Genomic DNA, 25,762 nt, shown 5'->3' on the forward strand with positions numbered 1-25,762 from the left:
CCCCACCTTCGTCGAAGACGACGGACCGGTACGCACCAACCCCCCTTCAGCGAAAGGTTGTTGACCCTTCATGGCACTGCACCGCGGCGGCAGCGAGAAGGACCACGTCGTAGCAGGAGACGAGAAGGAGAACGGGCGGCTCGCGCTCAACCCCTTCTTCGGGGAGGCGGACCCGGTCGGCTCGATGACCTCCGCGCCGCCCCGCCACCGGCTGCCCGACCGGCCGCTGCCCCCGGACACCGCGTACCAGGTGGTCCACGACGAGCTGATGCTCGACGGCAACGCCCGGCTCAACCTGGCGACGTTCGTCACCACGTGGATGGAGCCGCAGGCCGGTGTCCTGATGGCCGAGTGCCGCGACAAGAACATGATCGACAAGGACGAGTACCCGCGCACCGCCGAGCTGGAGCGGCGGTGCGTGGCCATGCTCGCCGACCTGTGGCACGCGCCCGACCCGGACGCCGCGGTGGGCTGCTCGACCACCGGGTCCAGTGAGGCCTGCATGCTGGCCGGGATGGCGCTCAAGCGGCGCTGGATGAAGCGCAACGCGGACCGCTACCCCTCGCGCGATGCCCGGCCCAACCTCGTCATGGGCGTGAACGTGCAGGTCTGCTGGGAGAAGTTCTGCACGTTCTGGGAGATCGAGGCGCGCCAAGTACCCATGGAGGGCGACCGGTTCCACCTCGACCCGGCGGCCGCGGCCGCGCTCTGCGACGAGAACACGATCGGCGTGGTCGGGGTCCTTGGCTCGACCTTCGACGGGTCCTACGAGCCGATCGCCGAGCTCTGTGCCGCGCTGGACGACCTCCAGGAGCGTACGGGGCTCGACATCCCCGTCCATGTCGACGGCGCGTCCGGGGCCATGGTCGCGCCCTTCCTCGACGAGGACCTGGTGTGGGACTTCCGGCTGCCCCGGGTGTCCTCCATCAACACCTCCGGGCACAAGTACGGGCTCGTCTACCCCGGCGTGGGCTGGGCGCTGTGGCGCACGGCCGAGGAGCTGCCCGAGGAGCTGGTCTTCCGGGTGAACTACCTCGGCGGCGACATGCCGACCTTCGCGCTCAACTTCTCCCGGCCGGGGGCGCAGGTGGTGGCGCAGTACTACACGTTCCTGCGGCTCGGGCGGGACGGGTACCGGGCGGTGCAGCAGACCACGCGGGACGTGGCGCGGAGGCTCGCGGAGCGGATCGAGTCGTTCGGCGACTTCCAACTCCTCACCCGGGGAAACGACTTGCCGGTGTTCGCCTTCACCACGACCCCGGAGGTGGACCGGTACGACGTGTTCGACGTGTCGCGGCGTCTTCGTGAGCGGGGGTGGCTGGTGCCGGCGTACACCTTCCCCGCGAACCGGGAGGACCTGTCGGTCCTGCGGGTGGTGTGCCGCAACGGGTTCTCCTCGGACCTGGCGGGTCTGCTCATCGAGGACCTGGGCCGCCTCCTGCCGGAACTACGCCGCCAGCCCGGCCCGTTGCACCGCGACGAATCAGAATCCACCGCCTTCCACCACTGACCCGGGCCATCACGAGCCCCGCCAACGGGGGCACGGGCCGAAGTCGCCTGTGCGGGCCGGCGCGACGTACTCAGGGGCGCGAGGAACTGCGCGCCCAGCCACCCACGGCCCGCACCCGAGACCCCTGGGGCTCCGCCCCAGACCCCGATCGGCCTGAACGGCCTCGTCCTCAATCGCCGGACGGGCTGGGTATGTGCACATGGGCCCGCACGGACCCCGCTTAGGGGCGCGGGGAACTGCGCGACCAGCCAACCACGGCCCGCAGCCGGGGCCCCTGGGGCTCCGCCCCAGACCCCGTTCGCGCTGAACGCCCTCGTCCTCAAACGCCGGACGGGCTAGGTATGTCCAAGTGGGCCCGCACGAACCCCGCCAGGGGCGCGAGGAACTGCGCGCCCAGCCACCCACGACCCGCAGCCGGGGTCCCCGAGGTGGTCGGCGCGGGCCAGCACCAGATGCTCAGGGCCGCGGGGAACTGCGCGACCGGCGCGTACGGGGCCCGCGGCTAGGGGTGGGCGCGGGCGGTTTCGGGCAGGACGCCCACGAAGGGCTCGCCCTCGCCGGCGAACACGTACGCCCCACCCTCGATCCGCGCGACAAGCCCCCGCGTCCACTCCGCCTCCGCCTCCGCCGAGTGAAGCCACATGTTCATGATCTCGCCGATGTGGCCGAGCTCGCCGGGCCCCCCTTCGGGCACGTAGTACTCCGTCACCGACCCCCGCCACGCCGCCAGCTTCGCCAGCCGCTCCCGCAGCAGCGCGACCGCCTCCGCGCGCGGCAGGTCGACGATGAAGCCGAGGGCCGCGGACAGCACGTCCGTCTTCTGGCCGTAGGAGGCCAGCGCCTCCCGCAGCAGCCGGAAGTACTCGTCCCGGCCCACATCCGTCAGCTCGTACTCCGTGCGCGGCGGCCCGCCCACCGTGCTGGGCGCCACCTCGTGGGCCAGGAGCACGCCCTGCTTCGCCATCTGTTTCAGCGCGTGGTAGATCGAACCCGGCTTGGCGTTCGACCACTCGTGGGCGCCCCAGTACTCCAGGTCGTTGCGCACCTGGTAGCCGTGGGCCCGCCCGTGCTGGCGTACCGCGCCCAGAACGAGGAGACGGATAGTTGACATGGGCGCCAGCCTATGCCCTCACTTGTTCGCGAGTGCCACCAGCTCGAACGCCGTCTTCCCGTCAAGCGACTCGCGGATGATGTCCGCGTGCCCCGCGTGCCGGGCGAACTCCTCGACCAGATGCAGCATCAGCCACCGCATCGAGACCCGGGCGTCCTTGGGGAACCACGGCGCGTCGGGCAGCGGGAAGGTGTCGTCGAGCGAGGGCACCGCACGGATGAACTGCTCCGTCTCGCCCGCCACTTGGTCCCAGAAGGCGAGCACCCCCTCGACGCTCTCGTCGCCCACCAGGCGGAAGCTCTCGTGCCAGTCCGCCTGGTCGCGCTGCTTCTCTCCCCCAGCGCTGCCGCTGGGAGGTGCCCCCAGCTTCTCCTGCGCCATCGTCAGCCAGTTCAGCTCACACTCGGCGACGTGCTTGAGCAGCCCGGACAGGGACAGCTCGCTGGCGCTCGGCCGCCCGGCGGCCTGCTCGTCGGTGAGGCCGAGGACCGCGCGCCGCAGCGCACCGCGCTGGGCCTCCACGAAGAGCAGGAGCGCCCCGCGCTCGTCGCCGTGGGCCTCTGAGGGAACATGCGTAACCATGATCAAACCGCCTTCGTTCGCGTCCTGCCCGCTGACACGTTCACGGTAGGCGGGCAACAGGTCAGAACCTGTCCTCTTGAAGAGGCCCGACAACGAGCGACCGGCGCGTGATCAGCGGGACGGGACGGCTGGGACGGGAACGGCTAGAACGGGAACGGGCTCCGCTCGTGCTGGACCGAGATCCACTTCTGCGTGGTGAACGCCTCGACCGCCGAGTCACCGTTCAGACGCCCGAGCCCGGAGTACTTCTCGCCGCCGAAGGCCACCAGCGGCTCGTCCTGGATCGTCGAGTCGTTGACGTGCATCATCCCGGTCTCGATCCGCTTGGCGAACCGCACCCCGCGCTCCACATTGGCGGTGTGCACGGCCCCGCTGAGTCCGTAGGGGGTGTCGTTGGCCAGGCGTACGGCCTCCTCCTCCCCGTCGAAGGGGATGAGCAGCGCCACCGGGCCGAAGATCTCCTGGCGCAGTACGGAGGAGTCGGCGGGTAGATCCGCGAGCACCGTGGGCTCCACCAGATTGCCCCGGGTACGGCCCCGCACCAGCGCCGTCGCGCCCTCGGCCAGCGCCTGCTCGACCAGTGACGTCAGCGCCTCCGCCTGGAAGTTGTTGATGACCGGGCCGATGTCGGTGGCGGGGTCGGCCGGGTCGCCGGTCTTCAGCGCGTTCACCTTCGCCAGGAACTTGGCCGTGAACTCCTCGCGCACCGAGTTGTCGACCAGGATCCGGTTGGCGGCCATGCAGACCTGACCCTGGTAGGCGAAGCGGCTGAAAACCGCCGCGTCCACCGCGTAGTCGAGATCGGCGTCGTCGAGGACGACCAGGGCGCTGTTGCCGCTCAGCTCCAGGATGACGCGTTTGAAGTGGCTGCCGGCGACCGAGGCGACGTGCCGGCCGGTGCGGTCGGAGCCCGCGAAGGAGATCACCTTCGGCACGGGGTGCTCAATCAGCGCGTCGCCGATCTCGGCGATGTCGGTGACCAGGACGTTCAGGAGGCCCGCAGGCAGCCCCGCGTCCTGGAAGATCTTCGCGATCAGGCCGCCGCCGACGACCGGCGCGTTCTGGTTCGGCTTGATGACGACCGCGTTGCCGAGCGCGAGAGCGGGGGCGATGGACTTGAGAGTGACGAGGAAGGGGAAGTTGAACGGGCTGATCACGCCGATCACACCGACCGGCAGCCGGTAGACCCGGTTCTCCTTGCCGTCGACCGGCGACGGCAGGATGCGCCCCTCGGGGCGCAGCGCCAGCTGGATGGCCTCGCGCAGGAACTCCTTGGCCAGGTGGACCTCGTACACCGCCTTGAGCCGCGTGCCGCCCAGCTCGGTGACGATGGCCTCGACGATCTCGGCCTCGCGCTCCTCGGTCAGGCGCAGGGCACGCTCGAAGACCAGCCGGCGGGTGTACGGATTGGTGGCGGCCCAGGCGCGCTGGGCACGCTCGGCCGCCCGGTAGGCCTCGTCGACCTCTTCGACGGTGGCCACGGTGATGGCGGCCAGTTTCTCCCCGTTGTAGGGATCGAAGTCGATGATGTCCCACGACCCGCTGCCGGTGCGCCACTGGCCGGCTATGAACTGGTGGGCGAGGTCGGTGAAGAAGGACATGTCATCCCCTACTGCTGTGTCCGCCGGCGCCGCGCGGTCAACCGCGTCACTGGCCTGATGTGACGTCATCCTACTGATGAGTCAGCTGAGTTGAAGGAGTCCGCGCAGAAGATCGCGGCTTTCCTCGGGACCGGGGCTGTCCCGCTGGAGCCGCGTCATCGCCCGTTCGTACTGCGCGACCTCTTCCGGCTTGTCCAAGTACAGGGCGGAGGTGAGCTGTTCGAGATAGACGATGTCCGACAGGTCCGACTCGGGGAAGCGCAGCATCGTGAAGGCGCCGCTCTCCCCCGCGTGCCCGCCGAAGCTGAACGGCATCACCTGGAGGTTGATGTTGGGCTGCTCCGACATCTCGATGAGATGCTTCAACTGCCCGCGCATGACGTCGCGTTCGCCATAAGGACGGCGCAGGGCCGCTTCGTCCAGGACCGCGTGGAACTGCGGGGCCCGCTCCGACACCAGGGTCTTCTGGCGCTCAAGGCGCAGCGCGACGCGTTTGTCCACCTCGGCGGCCGGCGCACCGTGCATGCCGCGCGAGACCACCGCGTGGGCGTACGCCTCGGTCTGCAACAGGCCGTGCACGAACTGCACTTCATAGATACGGATGAGGGATGCGGCGCCCTCCAGGCCGATGTAGGTCTGGAACCAGCCCGGCAGCACATCGCCGAAGCTGTGCCACCACCCGGCGATGTTGGCCTCCTTGGCGAGGCCGAGCAGCGCCATCCGCTCGGATTCGTCGCCTACGCCGTACAGCGTGAGCAGGTCCTCGACATCCCTGGCCTTGAAGCTCACGCGCCCCAACTCCATACGACTGATCTTGGACTCGGACGCCCGGATCGAATAGCCGGCGGCCTCGCGCGTGATGCCGCGCGACTCCCGCAGGCGTCTGAGCTGAGAGCCCAGCAGAATGCGCCGGACCACCGAACCTCCGCCGGCCTCGACCGCGCTCGGCCGGGGGGATCCCCATGCCTCCCCTGCGCTCACTTCGCCGTCCTCCCCATCCAATGGTGCGGTGCAGTCTGCCATCAAAACGCTTCACCCCGTACCCGCGCGATTACGGAAATGGTCAAGGACCGAAATCAGCCGGAGGAACTTCTGGGGAAGAAATGAGCAAGAAACGGCACGGGCACGGACAGGTCGGTCGCGTGCACGTGCATCTGCCCTTGCATCGGGCCGACGCATTCGGAACCATGGTCCCCGCGCACCTGCGTGCTCAACTGCGTCTAGTCGCTTGCGTCCTGTACCGCCACGGCCGCGAACCCGGGAGTGCCTCGCATGGGGACGAATGGATCGACCATGCTGGAGCCTTATGAGCCATTGAGGCAGGCGCTTGCCCCCTTCGACCCCTCGACCGTGGCGGGATCCGCGTCCTGCGCGCTGCCCGCCCGCTTCGAAGCGGTGGGCGGAGCACGGAAGTTCACCAGATCCACCCTCACGCAGTGGGGCCTCGGCGAGTGTTTCGACGACGTCGCCCTGGTCGTCTCCGAACTCGTCACCAACGCCCTGCGCCACGCGCTGCCCGCCGACACCCCGCGCGAGAGCGACGTACCGGTCCGGCTGCACCTGATGCGCTGGACCAGCCGGCTGGTGTGCGCGGTGCGCGATCCCAGCGACGACAGCCCGGTGGAGCGCGAGCGCGACGACTTCGGCGCGGAGTCCGGGCGCGGCCTGTTCCTGGTGGAGTCCTTCGCCGACAGCTGGGGCTGGCACCCGCTCGCGGGGGCCATCGGCGGCAAGGTCGTATGGGCGCTGTTCCGCCTCCAGCCCGCCGACTGAACCGCGGCAGGCTCGACACACGACCGGGCGGGATCGCCGGGACGGACGGGTCCAGGCCGCTGTCGGCCGGCCGTCAGTCCGCTATCAGGTGGTCGAACTCCCCGTCCTTGATCCCGAGCAGCATCGCCTCGATCTCCGCTCTGGTGTAGACCAGCGCGGGCCCCTCGGGATGGCGTGAGTTGCGTACCGCCACGCCTCCGCCGGGCAGCTTGGCGAACTCGACGCAGGACCCCTGCGAATTGCTGTGCCGGCTCTTCTGCCAGGCGGCACCCTGAAGCTCCGTTGCCGCCATGCCGTTGTACGCGTGGTGCAAGGTCGCTCCCGGGATGTGCGGACGTGCAACTGTGAATGGTCAACTGCCCCGGATCATAGCTGTGTTCATGTGCGCCTGCATGGGAGGATGCACGTGCACGCGGGGTGCCCGGGCGGTTACAGCTGCCCGCCCGCCCGGATCGGGCGCCGCACGCATGAGGAATCGCCCGCCGTACACATGAGGAAGAGACGCCAACGCGGCCCTTCTGGTTCAAGCGCCGGGCCGATCGCCCGGCCCGGCGGAGCGCCGCGTCCCGGCTGGTAACTTGTCGCGGTCCCGGAGGCCGTCCAGCGGTCTCCACCGACCCCAGGGGGAAGACACACCGTGCACAGCCTCATACGTACCGCCGGTTTCCTACGTACCGCCGGATTCGCCGCCGCCGGGCTCTCGGTCGCGCTCGTGGTGACCGGCTGCGGCAGCGGCGAGAACAAGACCGCGCCGGCCACCAAGTCCCCGGCCGGATCGAGCGCGCCCTCCGCCGCGGTGCCGGACGGCGGCGGGAGCACCGCCAAGGGCGGCGATCTGCAAGGCAGCTGGACCGCCACCAGCGGCGGGAAGACCGTCACCATGGTCGTCGCGGACAAGGGCGTGGGGCTGCTCACCCCGCACGTCTGCTCCGGCACGGTCGACGAGAGCGCGGGCATGACCATGCTCGTCCTGAAGTGCGCGGACGGCGACACCGAACGCACGCGTGGCATGGCCACGCTCCAGGGCGACATCCTCCAGGTGAAGTGGCAGGGCGGCGGCACGGATTCCTTCACCCGGGGCAAGACGGGCGCGCTCCCGTCCGGCCTGCCGAGCAAACTGCCCACCCCGTAACGCGCGGCCGCGTGGCCGTCGCGCGTTACGGACGGGGGGCGTCCGGCACGGAGAGCGCGTCGGTCAGGTCGTCCAGGCAGTGCAGGACCAGGCCGGCCCCGCCGCGCACCACCCGGTCCGGCACGCCCTCGCCGTCCCACGCCTCCAGGGCGCGCTCGACCTCGGTCCACTCCGGGACCCGCCGCTCGCGTACCGCCCTCGCGCCCTGCTCGGTCGCCTCGCGCAGCGCCTCGGCGAGCTTCGCGGCGGCCGGCACCGGCACGGCGTCCCGCTCCGGCAGATGCGCCTCCATCAGCATGGCCGTACGCCCCAACTGGCCCAGCGCGTGCGCTGCTTCACCGGCCGAGGTGTGCGAGAGCCCCCGGTGGCGCACCGGTTCGTGGGTGGCCTTGTCGAGCGCTTCCTGCCAGGCGATGCGGGCCGCCCGGGTGTCGAGCAGGGCCTGGCGCACCTCGCCTGACGCGCGGTCGGGGTCGGCGTAGTGGGCGACGACGGCGGAGGCGTAACGCCCGCTCGCGGCGAGCCAGTCGGCCAGACGCGTGCGCAGACGCGGCGTCTCCCAGGCCGGGAAGACGGCGTACGACACCATCGCGAGCGCCCCGCCGACCAGCGTCAGGATGACCCGGTCGGGCACGGTCTGGGTCCACTGGAGGCCGCCCATGCCGAGCAGGAACACGACGTACGCCGAGACGCAGCCGCTCAGCACCGCATAGCCGGTGCGCATCAGCAGATACGCCAGGAACGCCGAGGCCACCGCGACGGCGGCCGAAAGGGCGGTGTCGGGGTGGGTCAGCTGCACGATGCCGGTGGCGAGCGCGACGCCCACCAGGGTGCCGCCGAACCGGGCGACCGCGCGGGCGTAGGTGAGCGAGAAGTCCGGGCGCATCACCATCACCGAGGCCATCGGGGCCCAGTAGCCGTGCCCGAACGGCAGGACGTGGCCGAGCAGATAGCCGGCCGTCGCCACCGCGCAGACCCGGACGGCGTGCCGGAACACCGGGGAGTGCCGGTTGCTCGCCTCGGTGCGCATGGTGCGCAGGGCGAGCGGCACCAGGCGCGGCAGGGTCGGCCTGAGCAGCGGCTCCGCGCCCGCGCCCGAGCCGCCGCCCTGGGCGGTTTCGACGACGTCGGCGAGCAGCGCGATGAGCCGGGCGGCGGCGCGGCGGGCGGGGCCGGTGAGGATGGCGCCGGTGTCGGGGGTGGCGAGCGCGGCCTCGGCGGCGGGCGGGATGACGGGGGCCTGGCCGTGCCGGATCGCGCGGGCCGCGGCGTCCAGGACGGTGGCCGCGGCGGCGAGCAGTTCCCTGACCCGGTCACGTTCGACGCCCTCGTCCGGGACGCCGAGCGCCGGGTCGGCGAGGGAGGCGAGCACCGGGCGGATGCGCTCGGCGACGCCCCGGGCGCCGTGCAGTTCCGAGGGGCGGCGGCGGGCCTCGCGCGGGGTGACGGCGGCGGCGAGCCGGGCGGTCATGAGGGGCTGGGGGTCGAACGGCGCGACCGGGTCGTGGCGCAGCCGCCGCGCGTAGTCGGCCTCGGCGGCCAGCGCGTCGGCGAGCGCGTCGCGCTGCGCGCCCCAGCGGCGGATGGGGAACAGGACGACGAGAGCGGCCTGGACGACTCCGCCGAACGCGATCATCGCGGCGTGGCCCGCCGCCTCGGCCAGGGAGCTGGGCAGGGTGACGGTGATCAGCATGATCGCCACGTTGGACGAGGCGATCACGCCGACGGTCGGGCCGACCGCCCACGCCAGGCCGGCCAGGAACGTCCACAGCGCGAGCAGCACCAGGAAGAAGGGGGAGTGCGTGCCGACGAGGTAGCCGAGGAAGGTGGACAGGGCGAGGGAGAGCCCCGAGGCGAGGGCCAGCACGGGGCGCGGGCGCCAGCTGCGCTGATACGTGGCGATCGCGCCCTGGAACGCGCCGAACGCGGAGCTCGCGGCGACGGAGGGGCCGAAGAGGGTGAGGCTGACGCCGACGACGACGGCGAGTCCGGCCGCGCCGCGCAGGGCGACGAGGGGTTCGAGGCGTCGCGGCTCCACCGTCAGCCCCGAACGGGCGGTCTCCTTCAACGCCCTGCCCCAACTCATGATCCCGAGCGTAACCTCTGCGGCCCCCGCGCGGCGCGGTGCCGTGTGCGGTTGCCGGCCGGCCTAGACCGCTCCGGAGGACGTGACCGCACCCTGAGCGTCACCGCATGTCGGCAACCTGTCCGCGAACGCCGTCCAGGCGGTACTCGATGGGCGGCATCCCATAGGTGGCCCGGAAGGCGCGGGTGAAGTCAGCGGCGCGCGGGTACCCCCAGCGAGCAGCGATGGCACGGATGGGGATGCCGTGCTGGGCGGGATCGGCCAGATCCCGGCGCGCGGCTTCCAGGCGCAGGCGACGGATGTAGCCCGCCGCCGTGACGCCCTCCTGCTGGAACAGACGATGTACGTAACCGCGCGAGAGGTGCAACGCCGAGGCGACCCGACTGGGCGTCAGGTCGTGCTCGGCCAGGTGGTGGTGTATGAACGACTGGATCTGGAGGAGCAGCCCGTGGCCGTGCGTCTCGGACGGCAGGAGTGGTTCGGCGGCGAGGGTGTGGGCGAAGAGGGCCACGACCAGATCGGTGAGCACGGCCCCCAAGCGCGGGGCGTCCTCCGGATGGTAGGGGCCGGCGTCGTCGGTCACATGAGTGAGGAACTGCCTGAGCAGCGCCCCTACGCCCTCCCGCCCGGACACCTGCTGCCCGATTGCCCGGTCTGCCTGGTCGCACGGAAACGGCAGCGCGGCTCGCGGAATCTCGACGCCGACGATCCTTGCCGGCGACCGCCCGCCCCACACCTCGAACGGCAGGGAGGTGGAGACGATGTGGAAGTCGAGCGGCCGGTAGGCAGCCGCGTGCTTGTCCCATGCCGTCCCGCCTTCTCCGCTCAGGAGGACCGAGATGTTGTAGGCCTCCGGGTCGGACTGGCGGATCAGCCGCGACGTACGCCGGAAGGTCGCCTGCTGGAACGTCGTCCGGTACGCGGTCGCCTTGCCGAGCGGGATACACCGGAGGTGAGCCCGGAAGTCCGCCGTGGACTCGCTGGTCATTTTCATGGGCGCCGGCAAGCGGCCCATGATCTCGCACCAGGCGTCGAACCGGTTGGCATCCGGTAAGTCCTCGCTGTGGAAGACGGTCTGCGTCAGCATTTCGGGCGGTTGCGGGAGACGCTTGCCATGGCGGGCAGGGACTTCGTGTGCTGCGCGGCCGGGGACCGGCCGGTCGTGGCCGGAGGCGGCGGCGCTATCTGGATCTCCGCGCTGATCACCGTCGAGGGAATGGCGATCACGGCAACCGGCTGGATCCAGGCATGGTGGCCTGGCGCGCCGATCCCGCCCGCCCGGAACCGGGTGAACGGGACACCTGGCAGTCTTACGTGGTGCTCGGCATGACACGAGACAGTGTGACGCTGCATGATGACGAACGTCCTTTGTGTGGCTGCACTGGAACAGGCGAAGCCCTGTGGACTTCGGGGTTCTGGCGAGAACCTGACTATCGCGCTGGTCAGCTTGGGGGCGCGCAGAGGGACAGGCGCCTCCGCGGGGCCTGGCAGGCCTTGCCCACGTCTTCGAAGTGCCTGGCACCCGTCAGTGCCCCGAGGCGTGCCGGGCTGGATCCTGTCGTGCGAAAGGCTGTCGTGCGAAAGGCTGTAGTGCGGCGTCGGCACCGCAGGCTGTTTTACGTGGCCGACACAGCGACAGCCGGCACAGGGCGGTGCCCGCCGGACTTCCCCGGCAGGCACTTCCCCCGTGCGAGAAGGCAGGAAGTCCGGCCAAAACCCTTGTGGCCAACAGCAACTGATGGCGCATCAGCTTGTGCCGGCACCCTCTCGCGAGCCCCCGTTTCACGCCAATGACCATAGGCCTCTCGAACGTCAGGTTGCAACAGGTTGCCGCTGCGGTGCAATATGATGCACCAAGGAGGTGCCCGGTGGAGCAGCAGCACGAACCCGATGTGTCCCGTTCGCGGCCCTTGGCGGACCATGTCCACGCGACGAAGGCCGATATCGCCGCGCGACTTCGCCACATCCGCAGGAGCCACCCCGAAGGACCTTTCAGCCTGGCGGGGCTCGCCGAACGCGCCGGGGTGTCCAAACGGACCCTGGCGTCGGTCGAGTCCGCCGACGGCGCCAACCTCACCATTGAGACGCTGGTGAAGGTGGCTCACAGTCTCGGCATCCAGCGTTGCGCCTACTTCCTCGATGACGAGGTCTTCCAGCAGGTCAATAAAGAACTCGCGCTCCTCGAGGAGTTGAGGGAAAGTAAGGCCGCGGGACTTGCCCTGCGAACGTCACATGCCCAGCCCGTCGCCACGACGACCGACCAGGTCTCTCGGCTCCTGACCGGGATCATCGACGCCGCGGCGCAGGCCCGCGATTCGCTGCACGGCGTACTGCCGGCCGGAGACGAGGGGCGGCACACGTCCGGTCGACAACCTCCCGCCACCACGTGACACCGCGACCGCACCCGAAGCCATGCTCCGCCCAGGCATGCGGCTACCGAGCCCCATCCGGAAGCAGACCGGCTCAGGGCCGCGAGGTGTAGCCATACGCCACACACGTGACGGCGGATTCCATCGATGTCCGATCGAAGAGCGGGGCGACACCATGACCACACGGCAGGTTCGCAAACGGTGCAAGGCGCTCGTCGGCGCGCTCGACATCCCAAGCCCGTTCTCCGTCGACGCCTTCGTGCACGAGCTGTCGGTGCGGCGAGGCCGGCCCATCCGGATCCGCACCGCGCCGATCGGCTCTGCCATCAGCGCCTGCGGGCTGTGGATCGCCGCCGAGAGCCACGACATCATCTACGTCGAGGAAAAGGCCACGAAGTTCCATCAGGAACATATCGCTCTCCACGAGGTCGGGCACATCCTGTGGGACCACCGCATCACTGACCAGGAGTCACATGGTGCGCTCTCCACGCTGTTACCGAGCATCAGCCCCGACATGATCAGCCGAGTCCTGGCCCGCACCAACTACTCCACCGAGCAGGAGCGGGAAGCCGAACTTCTCGCCAGCCTGATCCATTCCACCGCGAGTATGCGCGCCGCATCGCCGTCGGCAGGTGTGCGCGGCGCGCTCGAGAGCGCCCTCGGAATCCGCGGCTAGAGACCATGGACTTACGATGGATCCACGATCTGGGGTATCGGGCAGAGCTCCTGGGCGCACTGGCACTGTGGCTGGTGATCATCCTGCGGCTGCCCACAGCACGCCGCTCTCACCAGCAGAAGATGCTGCTGCTCGCCATCATCGGCATGGCGGGGTCAATCACCGTCTACCTCGACCCTGTCTCCGCCGCTCTGAACCGCACGGCCTTCGCCCAAAGCTGCGGCCTGTTCATGAATGTGTGGGGTGTCCTCAGCTCGGCCCTCATCCTCGACTTCGTCCTGGCGGCCACGGCACGGCGCCATCCCTGGCTGGTCTACGGACCGATGATCGCGACAATCGGCGCCCTGATCGCGCTCGACTACACGATCGATCCGCATGCCGGCTGCGTCAACGCGGAAGCCGTCCCCTGGTACAGCCCCTTCTGGTGGCTGCTCGTCGCCGCTCATCTCGTCGGCACGATCCCGTGCACGGTGCTGTGTGTGCGCTACGGCCGCCAGGTCCGTGACGACCGGCCCCTGCGCACCGGCCTGCTCCTGCTCGCCGCCGCCTTCCTGTCCTCCAGCGTGTTCTGGTGCGTCGTTCTGGCCTTCCTTCTGACTCGACCTGCCTGGCTGGGCGAACTGTTCCCCGACAACATCGGACTCACGGCTTGGCTGATGGCCACGGGGGCCGGTCTGCCACTCGCCCTCACCGCCCATCGCGCGGCCCGCGGCGCGCACATCATGTGGCGCTTGTATCCGCTGTGGCACGACCTCGTCGAAGCCGTCCCGAACATCGCCCTCGACAAACCCCGCGGCCGGATCCGCCAAGTGCTGGGCAGCCCGCGCACGATCCGTCTCCGGCTCTACCGCCAGGTCATCGAGATCCGCGACGCCCTGCTCATCCTCCAGGACTACGTGACTCCCCAGACCATGGAACACGCCCGCCGCCATGTCACCGCCCACGGCCTTCCCCAGGAGCACGTGGAGCCGGCGGTCACCGCGAGCTGGCTGCACGCCGCTCTCCAGGCCAAAACCGCCGCGAGCACACCCCGGCCGAACCCGCTCGCCACCGCGCACCCCAGCGAAGACTGCCTGCGCAGCGAGGCCTGCTTCCTGCTCGCCGTTCTCCGAGCCCGCGCCCTCCCTGCCGTACGCTCCTTCGCTCCACCGGCCACTGCCGGTTCCGCCCCGACGGACCACAGCGATCGGCAGGTCCGCACCACTTCCCGGAACTCCCACGAATAGGCGACACCGTGACCCAGCGCTCCGCCACCACCCCGTACAGCACCGGCATGCTGAGCAACGGCGCTCCCCGCGAACGTGACCGCTTGGAGTCCATCCAAGGCAGCGTCGACGCCGTCACCACGGGCATTCTGGATCGCCTCGGCATCCAGCCATCCTGGAACTGCCTGGAACTTGGCGCGGGCGCCGGCTCCATCGCCCACTGGCTCGCCGCACGCTGCCCGGACGGCCGAGTCGTCGCGGTCGACCTGGACACGCGCCACCTCGACGCCGACCGCGCCACGAACCTGGAAGTCCAGCGAGCCGATATCACGCGAGAGGGCTACGCGCCCGGCACCTTCGATCTCGTCCACGCACGCTATGTGTTCTGCCACCTGCCCAACCGTGACGAGATGATCACCCGAGCCGCCAGTTGGCTCTCTCCGGGCGGCTGGCTGATCGTCGAAGAGCCCTACGACCTGCCGGCCGCTCACTCCCCCTTTCCCCTTGTCCAGCGCATCCTCGCCGCCTACCAGCACACCTACCGAGAAGCCGGCGCCGACATGTCCTGGGCCCGCAGCCTCCCCTCGCTCCTCGCCCGGAACGTACTCGACGAGGTGAGCTACTCCGGAAACCTGGGTTGCCTGGGCGGGCGCGAGAAAGACCGCTGGGCTCCCCTCATCGACCGGGCTGCCCCCGCTCTCCTGGCCAGTGGCCTCATCACTGACACCGACCTCACCGAATTCGGCAGGCTGCTGCGAGACCCCGAGGTCATCGACATTCCCCAAATGACCATCTCCGCATGGGGCCGACGCCCGTTGGTGGCCCGATCCCACTGACGCGTCACTTCGGGTCCGGTCGAACGTCACCGTGCCGCACCGGCCCGCCCGGGGATCGTCGGCCGCCGCGAGCCGTGCAGCTCACGTATTGGCCAGTCCGCTCTCATAGGCGGCGATGACGAGTTGGGCCCGGTCCCTGGCTCCCAGTTTGGTCAGGAGACGACTGACGTGGGTCTTGACCGTGCCAACGGTCAGATACAGCTCGGCTGCGATTTCGTGGTTGGACAGACCGCGTGCGATGAGACCCAGCACGTCATGCTCGCGGCCAGTCACCCCGTCCAGCGTGCGGGTGACCGGGCCGGGGTAGCCGGGGCGGCGGACGTAGGTCTCGATCAGCCTGCGGGTGACGCCGGGTGCCAGCAGCGACTCCCCGGCGGCTATCACCCGCACGGCGTCGATCAGACGTGCGGGCGGAGTGTCCTTGAGGAGGAAGCCCGCGGCGCCCGCGCGCAGTGCCTCGAAGACGTACTCGTCCAGGTCGAAGGTGGTGAGCACCAAGACGTGGACGTGCACCGGAGATGGGCCGCCGAGCAGTGCGCTGATGGCCTCGATGCCGTTGAGCCCGGGCATGCGGATGTCCATCAGGGCCACATCGGGGCGCAGTTCGCGGATCAACCGGACCGCCTGGGTCCCGTCGGCCGCCTCGCCGACGACCTGGAGATCGTCTTCCGACTCCAGCAGCACGCGGAACCCGGCACGCACCAGGGTCTCGTCGTCCACTACGACGACCCGCACGGTCATGCGCCCTCCAGATCGGCGCCCACGGGGAGTTGGGCCGTTCGCTCGTCCGTGGCGTACGGCAGCCGGACGGTGACGCGGAAGCCGTGCGGCGAGAGCGGGCCCGCGTGAGCCTCGCCCCCGTAGAGGGCGGCGCGTTCTTTCATGCCGGTCAGGCCGTGGCCCTCGGTGATCGGGGTGGACGTGCGGCCGGCTCCGGCGTCGACGACCGTGAGGGCGACCTCGCCCGGCGCGTAGGCGATCGTCGCCCTGGCTTGACTGATGTGGGCATGCTTGACGACGTTGGTCAGGGCTTCCTGCACGATGCGGTAGGCGGCGCGGTCCAGTCCTCGGGGCAGGGTGCGCGGGCGCCCCTTGGTCGTCAACTCGACCTGGACACCCGCTCGTCGGGTCTGTTCGATGAGCGTGCCGAGGTCGTCCAGGCCGCCGGGCAGCCATTCGGCACCGTCGTCGTCACGCAGGACACCCAACAGCGAACGCAGCTCTCCCAGGGCGTCCCTGCTCGTCGTCTCGATCGCGGCGAGGGACTTCGCGGCCTCGTCGGGCCGGCTGCCGATGACGTGGTGACCGACACCCGCCTGCACCGCGACGATGCTCAGACTGTGCGCGACGACGTCGTGCAACTCCCTTGCGATGCGCATGCGTTCCTCGACCAGGAGGAGCTGCGCCCGCTCTTCGGCCTGCTCGACCAGGCCACGGGAGTAAGCGCGGCCCCGTCTGGTGGACCACCCGATCGCCCAGGCGGCGGCCTCGAGGAAGAGGCTTTGGAGCATCCCCGCCCACCCCCAGGAGTCGTGCCCTGTTATGCCCCGCATGGGGGCCAGCAGAATGATTTGTGCGACGCCGGCGAACGCGCAGGCGTACGCCGCGATCAGCGGCGGTCGGGCGACCGCCACCTCGTACACCATCAGGGCAGTCGCCAGTACGCCGATCAGGCCGAGCGCGCCGTCGGTGGCCATCGCGACCGATGCCACCGCCAGTGCGGGCAGGGGCACCAGCCGCCGGACGGCGACGGCCACGCCCAACGAGCCGGTCAGCACGATCTCCCATGACGGCCAGCCCGTGCGCTGCGCGCCGAGCATCCACCACAAGGCGTTCGACACCATCAAGACCATGGCCAAAAGGACATCGAGTCCGATCAGCTGATGTGCCGTCAATCCTTGTTTGTGGTACGCCGGTTCATGCCCCGCCACCATACCTCGCATGGGTCCGACCCTAGCCGCGAGGGCGGCCATCCGCGTCTGTCCAGAGATAGAGATCAGCGGGTCATCCCGTGGGCAGATCCGCGGGCCGGGCCACCCCTGCCAGGGTCGGCTCCATGGATCCCTCCCGGACGTCAGCCCGCCGATGGCTCTCCCCTGTGCCCTGGAGCTTCGCCCTGCTCGCCGCCGTGGCGTCCCTGACGTACGGCGGTAATCACGCGGTGGCCGCCTGGGCATCGACCAACCTGGCCAATATGGGTGATCATCCTGTGGAAGCGCTCATCGCCTCCACCTTCCTGTTCGGCGCCGATCCCTGGGCCTGTCTGCGCGGCATCGCCCTCGTCGGGTTGGTCCTGGCGTTCCTCGTCGTCCGGTTCGGCGATCTGCGGGCGATCGCGCTGATCGCGGCCGGTCAAGTCCTTGGCACGCTGGCGAGCGAGGGGCTGCTGGCAGCGCGGATCGCGGCGGGCGAAGCAGACCCCGCGCTGCGGGCGACGCTGGATGTCGGGCCGTCCTACGTGATGATCTCGGCCCTGGCCGCCGTGGTGACAGCCGGGGCCCGGCCCTGGCACCGATGGGTCGCGCTCGCCGCGCTGGCTGTGCGTGCGCCGCACCTCACGAGCGGCTTGACCGCGCTGGGCGTCGCTCCGGTCGGTCACGTGACAGCGCTGGCCGGCGGCGTGCTGCTGGCGTGGGGACTGCGGTCGTCCGAGGCACGTCACCGCCACCGCCATCCGGCTTCCCGAGGACGTTCGAACCCATGCGAACCGCGTCAAGGGCGAGGCTCCACGCCCACGCCTGCGCGGTTCATGGAGGTTTCGCATTGCGAAGGAGCTGTGGACTCTCCGCTAACGACGCGAGGGTTCGCCTCGATCATTCTGGTGTTGTTCAACTCAGGGCCGAGCTCTTTCCCAGGCAGGTGAGCACAGAACTCGCCTGCCTGGGTCGGCCGTCCGAGCCGACGACGTATATGCGTACACCGTCGGCCGGGCAGGGCAAATTCTCTTTCGACACCGAAGGATGGATGGAAATGGCGAAGTCACTTGACGCGTCGGATGTCGTGATCACCCACGGCAGCGGAATTGTCGCAAGCCCGTTCGACTGTAGCCCGGCCAACACGAGGGACGACAACGACTCCCGCGACACCGGCGGCCACGACGGCTGGGCCGGGGACGACAGCAACCGCTGCAACTAGCAGTCGCTGACAGTCCTTGAAAAAGGGGGTTCCTGGCCCGCGCATTGCGCGGGCCAGGAACCCCTGCGGACCGAGCCCAGTAGGAAATGTCAAAAGCCCGAACAAGGGAAGAGCGAAAATGACGGTTGTCTCGGCTGGTGCACCCGCTATCCCCTTCATGGTTTCCGCTCCCGAGCTCGAACGACTGCTTCAGCCTGTTTCAGTGAGCAGTTTCTTCCAGGAGTACTGGGAGCAGCAGCCCTTGGTGGTCCATCGAGACGACGCGGGGCACTTCGAGGATCTGCTGACCTTGGACGGCATCGATCACGCGTTGTCCCTCGCGGGCATAGGGCTGGACAACATCCGAGTGGTGGTGAACGGCAAAGAGACTCCGGTGTCAGAGCTCGGGGCGGGCGGCGGCCGCAACAGCGGGACGAACGCCCTGGAAGCTCTCTACGCGCGCTACCGCGGCGGATCGACGATCGTGGTGAACTCGTTGCAGGACCGACGGGAGTCGTTGCAGCGGGTGGCGTCGGCGCTGGGGCACGAGTTGGGCGCGCGGGTGCAGATGAACATCTATCTGACGCCGCCGGGCTCGCAAGGTTTCGCGCCGCACTACGACATGCACGATGTGTTCATCGCCCAGGTCTACGGGAGCAAGGTCTGGCGCCTGGCCGACGAACCGTACGAACTGCCGCTGGGGAACCGGCCGTACAACAAGGCACAGCCGGCCCCGGATCCGACGCGGGAGTTCGAGCTGCGGGCCGGGGATCTGCTGTACATGCCGCGCGGGACGATCCACTCCGGCGCCGCGAACGAAACCGCTTCGCTGCACGTGACGCTCGGAATCCACCCGGTGCTGTGGATACAGGCGTTTCAGGACGCGCTCACCGAGCTGGCCGCTGAGGATGTGCGGTTCCGCCGTTCGCTGCCGGTCGGGTTCGACCGGGACGCGGCCGTGCGCCAGCGGACGGAGACGGAGTTCGCTGAGCTGCTGGACGCGCTGCGGGAGCAGTTGTCACCGGCGGAGCTGACTGCCCGGGCGGCGGAGCGGGTGACCTCCATATCCTCCCCACTGCTGCGGGGGCATCTGCTGGACCTGGAGGAGCTGCCGCGCACCGGCCCGGACACCCGGCTCCGCCGCCGTCCCGACGTCCAGTGGCAGCTCACGGGGGCACCCGGGGTGGTGCGGCTGCACTTCCACAACAAGACCGTGCAGTTTCCCGACGCGGTCGCGGAGGAGGTGCGCCACGTCGCTGAGCACGGCACGGAGTGGTTCACCGCGCAGACGATCCCCGGGGACCTGGACGAAGTCGGCCGGTTGACGCTGGTGCGCACCTTGCTGGGCGAAGGCTTCCTCACCCTGCGCTGACAGCTGTGGACGCGAACGGGACGGAGAGAGACGCTATGGGCGCGCCGAAGTCGGATCCGGACGCCGTGCCGAAAGTACCGTTACGGCGGATCCTGGGGCTGCTGCGGCCCTATCGGGGCCGGTTGGGGGTGATGCTGGTCCTGGTCGCGGCGTCTTCCGCTCTCGCCATGGTGCCGCCCTTCCTGCTGCGGGCCATCCTGGACGTGGCGTTGCCGCACGGGCGGGCCGGACTGCTGAGCGCACTGGCGGCCGGCATGCTGGTGGTGGTGCTGGTCTCCAGCGGGGTGGGCGTCGGCCAGGCGTACCTGTCACTGGCGGTCGGCGAGCGCATGATGAACGATCTGAGGATCGCCGTGTACGCACGGCTGCAACGCATGCCGCTGGCCTTCTTCACCCGCACGCGCACCGGAGAGATGCAGTCCCGACTCGCCAACGACATCGGCGGAATGGGCTCGGTCATCACCACGCTGTCCGGCAGCATCGTCGGCAATATCACCACGGTGGTATCCAGCCTGATCGCCATGCTGGCCCTGGACTGGCAGCTGACAGTCATCTCGCTGCTCATGGTGCCGGTCTTCGCGCTGATCAGCCGGAACGTCGGCAACCAGCGGCGGACGGTCACCCGCGAGCGCCAGAAGCAGATGGCCGTGCTGTCGGTCATGGTGGAAGAGACGCTGTCGGTGAGCGGTTTCCTGCTGGGCCGCGTCATGGGCCGCACGCCCACGCTCATCGAGCAGTTCTCCCAGCAGTCCGGGCGCCTCACGGAGCTGACGGTCAATTCAGCCATGCTGGGGCGATGGCGCGCGGCATCGATGCAGATCATCATGGCCGCGATGCCCATCGCCATCTACTGGACGGCCGGGGTGACGGGGCATGACGGTCGTCCGGCGATCTCCATCGGCACGCTGGTGGCGTTCACCACCTTGCAGCAGGGGCTCTTCGGGCCGACGGTGTCGCTGCTCGGGGTCGGTATCACCCTGCAAAGTTCACTCGCCCTGTTCGAGCGCATCTTTGAGTACCTGGACCTGCCCGTCGAGATGGCGGAGCCCCAGCGCCCGGTGCGGCTGCGCCATCCGCGCGGCCACGTCCGGCTGGAGAACGTCGGCTTCTCCTACGGCAGCAGGCCGGTGGTACGGGACATCACCCTGGACGTACCCGCCGGCAGCCGCCTGGCCATAGTAGGAGCGACCGGCGCGGGCAAGACGACCCTGGGCTACCTGATCCCCCGGCTGTACGACGCCACATCCGGCCGGGTCACCATCGACGGTGTCGACGTCCGCGACCTGGACTTCGCCTCACTGGCCTCCGTCGTCGGCGTCGTCTCCCAGGAGACCTTCCTGTTCCACACCACGGTCGGGGACAACCTGCGCTTCGCCAACCCCCAAGCCACGGCCGACGAAGTCATCACCGCGGCGAAAGCCGCCCGCATCCACGACCTGATAGAAAGCCTGCCGGACGGCTACGACACCATTGTCGGCGAACGTGGTTTCCGGTTCTCCGGCGGCGAGAGGCAGCGCATCGCCATCGCCCGCACCATGCTCCGCGATCCACGTGTGCTGGTGCTCGACGAAGCGACCAGCTCCTTGGACACCCGCACCGAGCATCTCGTCCAACAGGCCCTCGACCAGCTGTCAGAGGGCCGGACCACCATCACCATCGCCCACCGCCTCTCCACCGTCCGGAACGCCGATCAGATCATCGCGCTCGACCAGGGGCGTGTCGCCGAACAGGGCACCCACGCCGAACTCCAGGCACGCGGTGGGCTCTACGCCTCGTTGCTCGCCAAGGACCACGCCCAGCGCCCCGCGCTCCGGCCGGTTCGCATCACGGAGAAGTACCGATGACCACAACAACGTCCGTACGCTTCCTGCTCGCCTACGACGCCACCTGCGGAACCTGTCGGAAGATCTCCCGCGAGGTCGCCCGTGCCTCCGGCGACCGGCTCGCAGTCGTACCGCTGGACCGGCCCGACGTCCGGGAGCTGCGGGCGCAGGCACTCGGCGCACACGCGCCCTGGGCGCCAACTTTGCTGCGGGCCAGCGGCGATGAGACCCGGGCCTGGACGGGCTTCGCGATGGCGGTGCCGCTGATGCGCACGCTCGGACCGCGGCGCACCATCAGCGTCGTGTGCGTGCTCGGCCGGATGCGCTACGACGAATCCGCGCCGCAGGCCGCCCACTCCGGCATTCCTTCCCTGCGGGTGCTGTGGAGCGGAACCCTGACCGCGGCACGGATGCTGCTCACCGGTAAACCCCCCACGATCGCTGCCGAGGAGAACAATGTCGCGGCCCACTGGGTCTCGGCTCATCGCGACGAACTCCCGCGCTCCTACGACGAGGTGACGGCACACCCGGTCGCCTACCAGCGGGCGATCTTCGATGCGTCGCCGCCGGAGGTGCGTAGCCGTCTGTGGATCGAGGCGTTGGAGAGGGATCTCGCCACTCGAACCGGCGTGACCGGGCCGCAGGCAGCCCTCTTCGCCAGGGCCATCGAACTCGCCCGCGATCAGCGTCTGTTCCGGACCGGACGGGAACTGGACTCGGATCTCTGCCGGCGGCTGAGCGAGCTGCGGCAGGACGCTCTGCGTGAATTCGAGCGGGCCGCGGACAGGCGCCTGCTGCTGGCTCTCGGTGCCACCAAACCTCAGCGGAGCTGAGGCGTCTTCTGCTTCGGGACCCCGGCTGGGAGGGAGCCCCGGCTGCCGGCCGTACGTGGCTGAGCGCGCAGTTCCCCGCGCCCCTGACAGGGCTCATGCTGAGGCATACCCAGCCTGTCCGGCGTTTGAGGACGAGGCCGTTCAGGCCGAACGGGGTCTGGGGCGGAGCCCCAGGAGTCCTGGCTGCGGACCGTGCGTGGCTGGGCGCGCAGTTCCCCGCGCCCCTGGCGGGGTGCGTGTTGGCCCGCGTGCATCCCTGCGTCCCTGGCGGGGACCACGCTGGTCCGCATCGGCAACCTCAGCCTGTCCGGCGTTTGAGGACGAGGCCGTTCAGGCCGAACGGGGTCTGGGGCGGAGCCCCAGGAGCCCCGGCTGCGGACCGTGCGTGGCTGGGCGCGCAGTTCCCCGCGCCCCTGGCGGGGTCGGTGACGGCCCGCGTGCGCCCTCGCGGGGGCCGGGCCGGGTCAGGGGAGGAGGCCTGGGTGGGGGCGGTGGGCGCGGTCGGCTGCCGCGCGGCCGTCACGCCAGCCGGATTCGTCGGACGCACCCCGTACCCGCGTCGCCACCGTCCGCGGAAACATCTCCTCCGCCCGCCCCGCCACCGCCACCGCCCGCGACGCCAGCACCGGCAGCGCCTCGCCCCCGAACTCCTCCTCCACATGCCGCGCCGCGACGGACAGCAGATCGCCGAGCCGCCCCGCGTACGCCAGCAGGAACGACTGCCGGAACGTCTTCGTGCGCTTGCGCCCGCCCGCCCGCTGCGCCGCCTCCGCCTTCGTCATCGCCGCCGTCCCCTGCACGAGCAGCGAGGTGTAAAGGATCTCGACCGCCTCCAGGTCGCCCTCGAACCCGACCACCGTCGAGAAGCCGAACGCCGAGTTCCACACCGCCCGGCAGTGATTCGCGGACGCGACCGCGTCGAGCAGGATCGCCTTGGCCGTCTCGTACGGCGCGTCCACCCCGATCCGGCACGCCCCCGGCACCTCGCCACCCGGCCCGCGCCCCGCGAGCAGCGCCTCGTCCACGCTGTGCCGGGCCATCAGCTCCTGCGCCTTGGCGGTCAGCGCCTCCGCCTCCTCGGGGAACCCCGTCGCCTCCGCCTTGGCCAGCAGCGCCCGGATCCGCCCCAGCGTCTTGGGTTCGCCGTGCGCCGGCGGCCCGAGCAAGGACGCACCGGGCGCGGGCCCGGCCGGCTCGATGGCGGGCAGCGCGAGCAGCAGCCGGTAGAGCTCGAGCACGACGGTGGCGTACGAGAAGCGGTCGGCCCGCCACTCCTCGCGCGACAGTTCGTCCACCTGCCCCTGCCACCGCGCGGGCAGCCGTTCGTAGCGGGCGAGTTCGGCGCGGATCAGGCCGGCCAGGACGCGGACGTGCGGCTCGTCCAGGTCCCGCCGTACGATCCGTACGACATCGGCGGGCTGCCACCCCCGCTCCCAGGCGCGCCGCACGAACTCCCGCCCGTGCAGGGCGAGTTCACCGTCGGCGTCGGGCGCGGCGGCGAGCAGCGAGGCGCCGGTGTCCAGGGCCGCGTCACCCTCGATGTACAGCGCCGCCGCGAACGCGCGGTCCACCGCGTCCATCACCGCGCCCCGCGTCCGCGCGACCGGATCACCGCGCCTTGCCCCACCGACATGGACGTCTCTCCTCACGCATCCGCCGAGCGACCCTCGCGCTCCGGACCCGATCGTCCCAGCAATCGAACGGAACCACGAACCGCGGACCACGCGCACCGCGCGGACCACTCGGTCCGCCCCGGCGGCGCGTCGGTACGGCCGGGGCGGGCGCGCGGTGAAACCGTCTGGCGGTGCGGCACGTCCCAGAGATGCCCCACCGCACGCGAGAGACAGCCGGACGTCCACGCGGCGCCCCCGCGAGGGACGTCCACCGACCGCGAACGAAAGGAACGCCATGTCGCGCCCGCGCACCCTCCCCCTGGCCGCGATCGCCGTCCTCACCGCCGGGCTGACCCTGACCGCCTGCGGAGGCGGCTCGGGCCAGTCCGTCATCGGCGTCTCCAGCAGCACCGGCACCGGCACCGCCACCGCGCCCCCCGGCGTGAACGGCGGCCGCAGCATGGCCCCCTCCGGCGGCAGCACCGGCGGCGGCACGAACGCGGGCACCGGGCCCGGCACCGGACTCGGCACAGGGGCCGGTTCCGGCGGCACGCACTGCTCGACCTCCCAGCTCGCCTTCGCCGTCGCGCCCGGCAGCGGCGTCCGGGCGGGAGGTTCCCAGGGCGCCATGACCATCACGCTCACCAACAAGGGCGCCAGGTCCTGCGTGATGAAGGGCTATCCGGGCGTCGATCTGGTGGGCGGCGCCACCCGCTGGTCCCTGGCGCGCGGCACCGCCGAGACCCCCGCGACGGTCACCGTACGGCCCGGCGCGACGACCACCTTCACCCTCTTCTACCGGCCCTTCCACGCGGGCGAAGGACGCGAGTTCAAGCCGACGGGCATCGTGGTCACCCCGCCGGACGAGACGCACTCCCACACCCTGTCCTGGCCCGACTCCTCGGTCCTGCTCCAGGACGGCGCGACCCACCCGGGCACCTACATCGGCCCCGTGGGCTCCAAGTGACGCGGCGGCCGAGCGGGCCGGGCAAGCGGGTCGGGGCTCATATGCTCGCGCCCGTGAGGCGGTTCGCGAAGGTGGACAGCGTGTAGGTGCCGATGCCGAGGACCACTTCGAGGGCGTTCTGCTCGGTGTATCCGTAGGAGAGGAAGTCCTTCACGGCTTCCTCCTCGACGCCGCCCGCCTTGGCCAGGACCGCTAGGGCGAAGCGGCGTACGGCTTCCAGCTCCGGGACGGCGAGCGCGCGCCGCTCCCGCAGCGCGGCCACCATCTCCTCGTCCGCGCCCAGCTCGTGCAGCCGGCCGGCGTGCATCGCCACGCAGACGTGGCACTCGTTGGTGGCCGCCACCGTCATGACGACGACCTCGCGCGGCACCGGCGCGAGGGTGCTCTGCTCGAAGAGGGCGTTCAGCTTGAGGAAGCCGTCCAGGAGGTGCGGGGACGTGGCCAGCCTGGCAACCGGCGAGGTGAGCCGGCCGAGGTGGCGGATGGTGGCCTCCATCGACTTGCGGGAGGCGGCGGGGGCGGATTCCAGGGTGTGCTCGGTGAACATGGTGAAGCCCTGCTTCCATATGGCCGGGAACCCGCGCCTGCGCCGGAACCCGGAACTAAGATGGACAACGTGGTTGACGAAAAAAAGGTAAACCAGGTTGTCGATCCGCGCAAGCGTGAGCCTCGGGGGGCCGGTGCGCGGGATGCGGATGCGGGCGAGGCCGAGGCGCGGGGTGCCAGCGCGCGGGATGCCCATGCGGGCAGGGCCGAGGCGCGGGATGCCAGCGCGCGGGATGCCCATGCGGGCAGGGCCGGTGCGCGGGATGCCCGTGGGGGCACAGCCGAGGCGCTGGATGCCGGCGTGCGCCAAGCCGACGTGCCGGATGCCGGTGCGCGCCGAGCCGAGACGCGGGATGCCGGTGCGCGAGATGCCGGGGCGGGCGAGGCCAAGGCGCGGGGTGCCAGCGCGCGGGATGCCGGTGCGCGCCAAGCCAAGGCGCAGAACGCCGGTGCACGCAAAACCAGCACGCCGGATGCCGATGCGCGCAAGGCCGACGCGCCAAATTCCGGTGCGGGCAGCGCCGGTGCGCGGGATGCCGGTGCACGCCAAGCCGAGGCGCGGGACGCCGGTGCACGCAAAACCGGCGCGCCGGATGCCGATGCGCGCAAGGCC

Annotated in this window: 24 protein-coding genes; 13 read left to right on the forward strand and 11 right to left on the reverse strand. The window is 70.3% G+C overall.

The window, feature by feature from the left end:
* Positions 1-70 precede the first annotated feature (70 nt).
* On the forward strand, positions 71-1,510 hold the full coding sequence (locus tag ACFYM2_RS23070; RefSeq protein ID WP_388838699.1) for a glutamate decarboxylase: 1,440 nt from the start codon (positions 71-73) through the stop codon (positions 1,508-1,510).
* A gap of 502 nt (positions 1,511-2,012) precedes the next feature.
* Here ACFYM2_RS23070 and ACFYM2_RS23075 read toward each other — a convergent pair.
* The 4 genes from ACFYM2_RS23075 to ACFYM2_RS23090 form a co-directional block, all read right to left on the reverse strand.
* Positions 2,013-2,621 carry a PadR family transcriptional regulator gene (locus ACFYM2_RS23075; protein ID WP_359001552.1) on the reverse strand — a complete coding sequence of 203 codons (609 nt, stop codon included), beginning with the start codon at positions 2,619-2,621 and terminating at the stop codon, positions 2,013-2,015.
* Between the two features lie 18 nt (positions 2,622-2,639).
* Positions 2,640-3,203 (reverse strand): DinB family protein, encoded by a 564-nt coding sequence (locus ACFYM2_RS23080; RefSeq protein WP_359001549.1) that lies wholly within the window; start codon positions 3,201-3,203, stop codon positions 2,640-2,642.
* A 143-nt stretch (positions 3,204-3,346) separates the two neighbouring features.
* On the reverse strand, positions 3,347-4,804 hold the full coding sequence (locus ACFYM2_RS23085; protein ID WP_359001546.1) for an aldehyde dehydrogenase family protein: 1,458 nt from the start codon (positions 4,802-4,804) through the stop codon (positions 3,347-3,349).
* Between the two features lie 81 nt (positions 4,805-4,885).
* Positions 4,886-5,827, reverse strand: a complete 942-nt coding sequence (locus ACFYM2_RS23090) for a helix-turn-helix domain-containing protein (RefSeq protein ID WP_388461283.1) — start codon at positions 5,825-5,827, stop codon at positions 4,886-4,888.
* Between the two features lie 249 nt (positions 5,828-6,076).
* Here ACFYM2_RS23090 and ACFYM2_RS23095 point away from each other — a divergent pair, with 249 nt between their 5' ends.
* Entirely contained in the window at positions 6,077-6,577 is a 501-nt protein-coding gene (locus ACFYM2_RS23095) for an ATP-binding protein (RefSeq protein WP_359001540.1), read from the forward strand.
* A 73-nt stretch (positions 6,578-6,650) separates the two neighbouring features.
* Here the strand turns inward: ACFYM2_RS23095 and ACFYM2_RS23100 are convergent, their stop codons facing one another.
* A complete protein-coding gene (locus ACFYM2_RS23100) occupies positions 6,651-6,890 on the reverse strand; it encodes a DUF397 domain-containing protein (RefSeq protein ID WP_359001538.1) in 240 nt (79 codons plus the stop codon).
* A 324-nt stretch (positions 6,891-7,214) separates the two neighbouring features.
* Between ACFYM2_RS23100 and ACFYM2_RS23105 the strand changes: the two genes are divergently transcribed.
* Entirely contained in the window at positions 7,215-7,709 is a 495-nt protein-coding gene (locus tag ACFYM2_RS23105; RefSeq protein ID WP_388838702.1) for a hypothetical protein, read from the forward strand.
* Between the two features lie 25 nt (positions 7,710-7,734).
* On the opposite strand, the gene ACFYM2_RS23110 is transcribed toward ACFYM2_RS23105, so the two are convergent.
* Together ACFYM2_RS23110 and ACFYM2_RS23115 are read right to left on the reverse strand one after the other, a co-directional pair.
* Positions 7,735-9,795 (reverse strand): FUSC family protein, encoded by a 2,061-nt coding sequence (locus ACFYM2_RS23110; RefSeq protein WP_359001532.1) that lies wholly within the window; start codon positions 9,793-9,795, stop codon positions 7,735-7,737.
* A 100-nt stretch (positions 9,796-9,895) separates the two neighbouring features.
* On the reverse strand, positions 9,896-10,882 hold the full coding sequence (locus ACFYM2_RS23115; RefSeq protein ID WP_359001529.1) for an AraC family transcriptional regulator: 987 nt from the start codon (positions 10,880-10,882) through the stop codon (positions 9,896-9,898).
* A gap of 781 nt (positions 10,883-11,663) precedes the next feature.
* Here ACFYM2_RS23115 and ACFYM2_RS23120 point away from each other — a divergent pair.
* The 4 genes from ACFYM2_RS23120 to ACFYM2_RS23135 all read left to right on the forward strand — a co-directional run bounded on the left by ACFYM2_RS23120 (position 11,664) and on the right by ACFYM2_RS23135 (position 14,881).
* Complete coding sequence (locus ACFYM2_RS23120) at positions 11,664-12,185, forward strand: helix-turn-helix domain-containing protein (protein ID WP_388838705.1); 522 nt, start codon at positions 11,664-11,666, stop codon at positions 12,183-12,185.
* Positions 12,186-12,339: 154 nt separating this feature from the next.
* Positions 12,340-12,840 carry a hypothetical protein gene (locus ACFYM2_RS23125; protein ID WP_359001520.1) on the forward strand — a complete coding sequence of 167 codons (501 nt, stop codon included), beginning with the start codon at positions 12,340-12,342 and terminating at the stop codon, positions 12,838-12,840.
* 5 nt (positions 12,841-12,845) lie between these two features.
* Positions 12,846-14,066, forward strand: a complete 1,221-nt coding sequence (locus ACFYM2_RS23130) for an MAB_1171c family putative transporter (RefSeq protein WP_388461291.1) — start codon at positions 12,846-12,848, stop codon at positions 14,064-14,066.
* Between the two features lie 8 nt (positions 14,067-14,074).
* On the forward strand, positions 14,075-14,881 hold the full coding sequence (locus ACFYM2_RS23135) for a class I SAM-dependent methyltransferase (RefSeq protein ID WP_388838708.1): 807 nt from the start codon (positions 14,075-14,077) through the stop codon (positions 14,879-14,881).
* Between the two features lie 81 nt (positions 14,882-14,962).
* Here ACFYM2_RS23135 and ACFYM2_RS23140 read toward each other — a convergent pair whose 3' ends face one another.
* Both ACFYM2_RS23140 and ACFYM2_RS23145 read right to left on the reverse strand, forming a co-directional pair.
* On the reverse strand, positions 14,963-15,622 hold the full coding sequence (locus ACFYM2_RS23140; protein ID WP_359001512.1) for a response regulator transcription factor: 660 nt from the start codon (positions 15,620-15,622) through the stop codon (positions 14,963-14,965).
* A complete protein-coding gene (locus ACFYM2_RS23145; protein WP_388838711.1) occupies positions 15,619-16,776 on the reverse strand; it encodes a sensor histidine kinase in 1,158 nt (385 codons plus the stop codon). Before ACFYM2_RS23145 ends, ACFYM2_RS23140 begins: the two co-directional genes overlap by 4 nt.
* Before the next feature lie 203 nt (positions 16,777-16,979).
* On the opposite strand from ACFYM2_RS23145, the gene ACFYM2_RS23150 reads away from it, so the two are divergent.
* From ACFYM2_RS23150 to ACFYM2_RS23170, 5 genes are all read left to right on the forward strand, one after another.
* Positions 16,980-17,744 carry a rhomboid-like protein gene (locus ACFYM2_RS23150; protein ID WP_388461296.1) on the forward strand — a complete coding sequence of 255 codons (765 nt, stop codon included), beginning with the start codon at positions 16,980-16,982 and terminating at the stop codon, positions 17,742-17,744.
* A gap of 107 nt (positions 17,745-17,851) precedes the next feature.
* Entirely contained in the window at positions 17,852-18,016 is a 165-nt protein-coding gene (locus ACFYM2_RS23155; RefSeq protein ID WP_388461298.1) for a hypothetical protein, read from the forward strand.
* A 202-nt stretch (positions 18,017-18,218) separates the two neighbouring features.
* Positions 18,219-19,367: a cupin domain-containing protein gene (locus ACFYM2_RS23160; RefSeq protein WP_388461300.1), complete on the forward strand. Its 1,149-nt coding sequence runs from the start codon at positions 18,219-18,221 to the stop codon at positions 19,365-19,367.
* 35 nt (positions 19,368-19,402) lie between these two features.
* On the forward strand, positions 19,403-21,211 hold the full coding sequence (locus ACFYM2_RS23165; RefSeq protein ID WP_388838714.1) for an ABC transporter ATP-binding protein: 1,809 nt from the start codon (positions 19,403-19,405) through the stop codon (positions 21,209-21,211).
* Positions 21,208-22,023, forward strand: a complete 816-nt coding sequence (locus ACFYM2_RS23170) for a hypothetical protein (protein WP_359001494.1) — start codon at positions 21,208-21,210, stop codon at positions 22,021-22,023. The genes ACFYM2_RS23165 and ACFYM2_RS23170 overlap by 4 nt, the downstream gene beginning before the upstream one ends.
* Before the next feature lie 464 nt (positions 22,024-22,487).
* On the opposite strand, the gene ACFYM2_RS23175 is transcribed toward ACFYM2_RS23170, so the two are convergent.
* Entirely contained in the window at positions 22,488-23,603 is a 1,116-nt protein-coding gene (locus tag ACFYM2_RS23175) for a DUF2786 domain-containing protein (RefSeq protein ID WP_359008541.1), read from the reverse strand.
* Between the two features lie 328 nt (positions 23,604-23,931).
* On the opposite strand from ACFYM2_RS23175, the gene ACFYM2_RS23180 reads away from it, so the two are divergent.
* Complete coding sequence (locus ACFYM2_RS23180; RefSeq protein ID WP_388838718.1) at positions 23,932-24,603, forward strand: DUF4232 domain-containing protein; 672 nt, start codon at positions 23,932-23,934, stop codon at positions 24,601-24,603.
* Positions 24,604-24,640: 37 nt separating this feature from the next.
* On the opposite strand, the gene ACFYM2_RS23185 is transcribed toward ACFYM2_RS23180, so the two are convergent.
* Entirely contained in the window at positions 24,641-25,150 is a 510-nt protein-coding gene (locus tag ACFYM2_RS23185; protein WP_359008534.1) for a carboxymuconolactone decarboxylase family protein, read from the reverse strand.
* Positions 25,151-25,762 lie beyond the last annotated feature (612 nt).

This window comes from Streptomyces sp. NPDC006711 (assembly GCF_042869775.1).
GTDB lineage: Bacteria > Actinomycetota > Actinomycetes > Streptomycetales > Streptomycetaceae > Streptomyces.